This window comes from Actinomadura sp. BRA 177 (assembly GCF_013372625.1).
GTDB lineage: Bacteria > Actinomycetota > Actinomycetes > Streptosporangiales > Streptosporangiaceae > Spirillospora.
In genome coordinates, this window is record NZ_JABXFD010000266.1 from 1 (window position 1) to 4,837 (window position 4,837).

The 4,837-nt window shown below is 72.6% G+C and carries 2 protein-coding genes and 3 pseudogenes; 3 read left to right on the forward strand and 2 right to left on the reverse strand.

The features are described from left to right. Positions 1–385: 385 nt before the first annotated feature. From HUX53_RS43005 to HUX53_RS11675, 3 genes and pseudogenes are all read left to right on the forward strand, one after another. Positions 386–718, forward strand: a pseudogene (locus HUX53_RS43005) (nitroreductase/quinone reductase family protein); the annotation flags it as partial. Between the two features lie 274 nt (positions 719–992). Then, on the forward strand, positions 993–1,787 hold the full coding sequence (locus HUX53_RS40985) for an ABC transporter ATP-binding protein (protein ID WP_255205167.1): 795 nt from the start codon (positions 993–995) through the stop codon (positions 1,785–1,787). 242 nt (positions 1,788–2,029) lie between these two features. After that, entirely contained in the window at positions 2,030–3,619 is a 1,590-nt protein-coding gene (locus HUX53_RS11675; RefSeq protein WP_255205168.1) for an ABC transporter ATP-binding protein, read from the forward strand. Here HUX53_RS11675 and HUX53_RS40990 read toward each other — a convergent pair. Continuing rightward, a pseudogene (locus HUX53_RS40990) lies at positions 3,551–4,087 on the reverse strand (DNA-binding response regulator); the annotation flags it as partial. The gene HUX53_RS11675 and the pseudogene HUX53_RS40990 overlap by 69 nt on opposite strands. 254 nt (positions 4,088–4,341) lie before the next feature. Then, a pseudogene (locus HUX53_RS11680) lies at positions 4,342–4,837 on the reverse strand (ornithine cyclodeaminase family protein); the annotation flags it as partial.

The window sequence follows — 4,837 nt, forward strand, 5'->3', positions numbered from 1 at the left end:
GCCACCACCATCGACCACGTCCTGCACTGGTCACTGTTCCGCCGAACCCACCAGACCCGCGCTCTGATCAGCCACTACCGGCAGCGCGGAGATCCCATCCCCCAAGAACTGCGAATGTAGTACCGGGTTCAGTAATGTGCGATTTGTGACTGCCGGGTCGGCCTTGGGCCATGAGCGAGTGAGGTTCCCGGCCTCCGAGTGAGGCCGGGGCGGGCACGCGGCCCGCCTTTTCCACTCGCGTTCTCTCTCTTCACTTCACGCGCATCGCGCGACTCCATCGGGCATGCCCGCGTCTTCGGCATGCCCTCACCACCATTCCTCAAGCCACGGCTGCGCGCCATTCCCGTGGCTTATTCGCCATGCCCGAAAACAGTTCAGGAGACAGATGGATTTCAACACGCAGGTCATCGAGGAGTTCCGCGCCAACGGCGGGCGGGTCGGCGGCCCGTTCGAGGGCGGGCGGCTGCTCCTGCTGACCACGACCGGGGCGCGGTCCGGTGCCCCGCACACGACGCCGCTCGGATACCTGCCGGACGGTCTGGAGCGCGTCCTCGTCATCGCGTCGGCCGGGGGCGCGCCGAAGAACCCGGCCTGGTTCCACAACCTGGTCGCGAACCCGCGCGTCACGGTGGAGAGCGGGGCCTTCACGTACGAGGCGGACGCCGTCGTCCTGGAGGGGGACGAGCGGGATGCCGCGTTCGCGCGGGCCGTCGAGGCCGATCCCGGGTGGGGCGAGTACGAGGCCAAGTCCGGGCGGACGCTGCCCGTCATCGCTCTGGTGCAGGTCATGGCCGGGCCGCCCGGCGGGCCGGGGTCGATGGGCGCCATGCTCGTCGCGGTGCACGACGCGTTCCGCAGTGAGCTGGCGCTGATCCGCAGGGAGGTCGCGGCGTCGGGGGCCGGCGTCGGCGCGCAGTTGCGGGTCAACTGCCTGACGCTGTGCCAGGGGCTCGGCAACCATCACATGGGCGAGGACCAGCAGCTCTTTCCGCTTGTGGGGCGGCACCATCCGGAGCGAGGGCGAGGTCCTCCTGGACGGCACACCACTCCCCCGCCTAACCCGCCCGGCGCTCCGCCGCGAGATCGGCTACGCGTTCGCCCGCCCCGCCCTGTTCGGCGCGACCGTCCGCGACGCCCTCGCATTCGGCCCGACGCACCCACCAGACGCCCAGCTGATCGAATCCGCGCGGGCCGCCCGCGCCGACACCTTCATCCGCCGCCTCCCCAACGGCTACGACACACCACTTTCGGACGCACCCATGTCGGGCGGCGAACTACAGCGAACGGGCCTGGCCCGAGCCTTCGCACACGCCGGCCGCATCCTCATCCTGGACGACGCCACCTCCAGCCTCGACACCGTCACCGAAGTAGAGATCACCGACGCCGTCCTGACCCGCTACGCCGACCGAACCCGCCTGATCATCGCCCACCGAGCCTCCACCGCCGCCCGCACGGACCTGGTCGCCTGGCTGGAAAACGGCCACCTCCGCGCCCTGGCCCCCCACACGACCCTCTGGACCAACCCCGACTACCGCGCCATCTTCACCGCCCCCGCAAAGGACGAGCCCCCTCCCGCTGACGACGGCCTTCGCAAGAACGACGACCATCCCGCCGATAACGACACCGGCGAAGGCGAGAAGCCCCGCAGCCGTGGCAACGGCCGTCGAAGCACAGCATTGCGTGGTGGCGACAGCACCCGCACAAGCAACGACCCGCACAGCAGGAACGACGGTCGCGCGAAGAGTCGTGAGGGGCGCGGAGGGCACGGTTTTGAGGGGGCAGGGTGAACGGGAGACGGGAAGCCGGGCGGGTTTTGTGGGGGACGGTCGGGGAGGCTGTGCGGGCGCGGCCTGCCGTGGTTGGGCGGGCTTGTGCGTGGTCGGTGGTGGAAGTTGTGCCTACTGCTGTGTTCGGGCGGGCCGTTGGGGAGGCTACCGACGCGTTTCGGACGGGGCGGGCGCGGGACGCCGTCGTTTGGCTTGGGGTGCTTGCGGTTTCGGCCCTTGTGGGGGCCTTTGGAAGTCGGCGGTTGTATCCGGCGCTGGCGGCGATCGTGGAGCCGTTCCGGGATGACCTCGTCCGGCGGGTTGCGGGTGGGGCGTTGCATCGGTCGGTGCGGGGGCGGCCCGACACCGGGGCCGTCGCGCGGCTGACGCATCAGGTGGAGATCGTCCGGGACACGTTCGGCGGGCTGCTCGTGGTGGCGCGCGGGTTCGTGTTCTCGGTCGGTGCCGCGCTGCTCGGGCTGCTGACGATGATGCCCGAGGTCGTGGTCCTGGTCGTGCCGCCTTTGTTGGTCGGGCTTCTGCTGTTCGGGGCCGTGTTCGGGGCGGCGGCCGTCCGGCAGCGGGCGCTCGTCGTCGGTGAGGAGGGGATCGCGGAGCGGACGGCGGCGCTGGCCGAGGGGCTGCGGGACGCGGTCGCGTGCGGCGGCGAGGAGGTCCTGAAAGCCGAGCTCGGCGCGGCGGTGGAGGCGCAGGCGGCGGCGGGACGCGCGGTGGCGCGGTTCGCGGCGTTGCGGGCGGTGTCGCTGGCGGTGAGCGGGTGGCTGCCGCTGCTGCTCGTCCTCGCGGCGGCGCCGTGGCTGATGCGGCGCGGCGCCACGCCCGGCATGGTCATCGGCGCGCTGACGTACGTGCTGCACGGGTTGCAGCCCGCGCTGCGGACGCTCGTGCAGGGCATGGGCGGCAGCGGGCTACGGCTGGCGGTGACGCTGGGCCGCATCCTGGAGACGAGCGCGCCGGACGTTCCGGAGCCGGTGCGGGCGGGGCCGGTCGAAGGGGCCCCGGCGGTCGAGCTGCGCGGGGTGACGTTCGGGTACGGTGCGCGGCCGGTGATCGAGGGTCTCGATCTCGTGGTGCCGCAGGGTGATCATTTGGCGGTGGTGGGGCCCAGCGGAATCGGGAAGTCGACGCTCGCGGCGCTCATCGCAGGCCTGGTGGAGCCCGATGAGGGCGAGGTGCTGGTGGAGGGGCGCCCGGCGGGCGATCCGGGCAGGCGGGTGCTCATCCCGCAGGAGGCGTACGTGTTCAGCGGCTCGGTGCTCGACAACCTCGCCTACTACGCGCCGGACGCCGGGCCCGCGGAGGTCGGGCGGGCCGTGGACGCGCTCGGGCTGGCGGGGCTCGTCCGGGACCTCGGCGGGTACGGCGCGCAGGTCGAGCCGGGCGCGCTGGACGAGGCGCGGCGGCAGCTCATCGCGCTGTGCCGCGCCTACCTGGCGCCGCAGCCCGTCGTCATCCTGGACGAGGCCGCGTACCGGCTGGACGCCGCCGCCGAGGCAAGGGCGGAGGCGGCGTTCGCGCGCCGGCCGGGCACGCTGATCGTCATCGCGCACCGGATCAGCTCGGCCGTGCGCGCGCGCCGCGTCCTCGTGCTGGACGGGACCCGCCCCTACCTCGGACGGCACGCGGACCTGCCCGCCGTCTGCCCGCTCTACCGGGACCTCATCGGCCGCTGGGAGGCGGGCTCACAGCCAGCCGGCGTCCTCGGCCATCCGGATGGCCTGCACCCGGTTCTGCGCGCCGATCTTGCGGTTGATGCGGGACAGGTGGTTGCGGACGGTGCCGATCGTCAGGACGAGGTCCTCGGCGATCTGCGCGGCCGAGGCGCCCCGTGACGCGAGGGAGAGCACCTCCACCTCCCGGTCGGTGAGCGGGTTCCGCGCCGAGCCCAGCTCGGTGAAGGCCATGTCGGGGTCGATCACGCGGGCGCCGTCCGCGGCCCGCCGGATCGCGTCCACGAGGTCGCCGGGCGAGGTGTCCTTCAGGACGAGCCCGCACGCGTGCGCGGCGACCGCCCGGCGCAGGTCGCCCGTCCGGCAGCGGCCCGCCATGAGGACGGTGCTGCACTCGGGGACGGCCTCGCGGAGCGCGCGCGCCGCGGCGAAGCCGTCCAGTCCGGGGAGCCCGACGTCGATGAGCGCCACGTCGGGCCGCTGCCCGCGCGCGGTGCGGAGCACCTGCTCACCGGAGCCGATCGCGGCCACGACATCGAGGTCTTTCACGTCTTCGAGCAACGCGACCAACCCGCCGCGGAGGAGAGGCGCCCCCTCGGCGAGAAGAATGCGAATCATATTCGTCTCCATTGGCCAGCCACCCACAGTGGCCCTGGAAGAACGTCATTACCGAACACCATTCGAGGTCGTGGAGGTCACGGGGGCGATCGCGTGGGTAATCCGGGGATTCGGACGGGGCGAAAACAAGATCGCATGGGTCACCTTGACGGGGGGCACGGATGATCTAACTCAGAGGAGTCAACACTATTCACGGCGTCATTGTAAAGAAGGGGCTGCATCGATCCACGGACGGATATTCCGCGAAATGCGCCGGGCACACCTGATCACGCCAGGAAATCGAACTCCACGCCGGCGCCGGCGGCGCGGGCCGCGCGGTAGGCCGTCCAGCTCAGCGCGAGGTCCTGCCAGGGCAGCCCGACCGGCGCGTAGACGGTGACCTCGGCGCGCCGCACCCGGCCGGGCACCTCCCCGCACAGCAGGTCGCGGAGCGTCCCGGCGGCGTGCTTCACGTCGAGGCCGGCGCCCGCGAGCACGCCCATCTCGACGGCGAGCGGGACGTCGTCGACGACGACGCGGGCGCCCTCCAGCAGGTCGGCGCCCAGCTCGGCCTTGCCGGGCTCGTCCGCGCCGAGCGAGGTGAGGTGCGTGCCGTGCGCGACGTCGGCGGCGTGCAGGATGGGGCGGCGCGCCCAGGTCGCCATGACGACGATCCCGGCGTCCCGGACGGCGGCGCGCGGGTCGGACGCGACGGCCGCGCGGACGCCGAGCCGGGCGCCGTGCCGCCCGGCGAAGTCGGCGGCGCGGCCGGCGTCCAGGTCG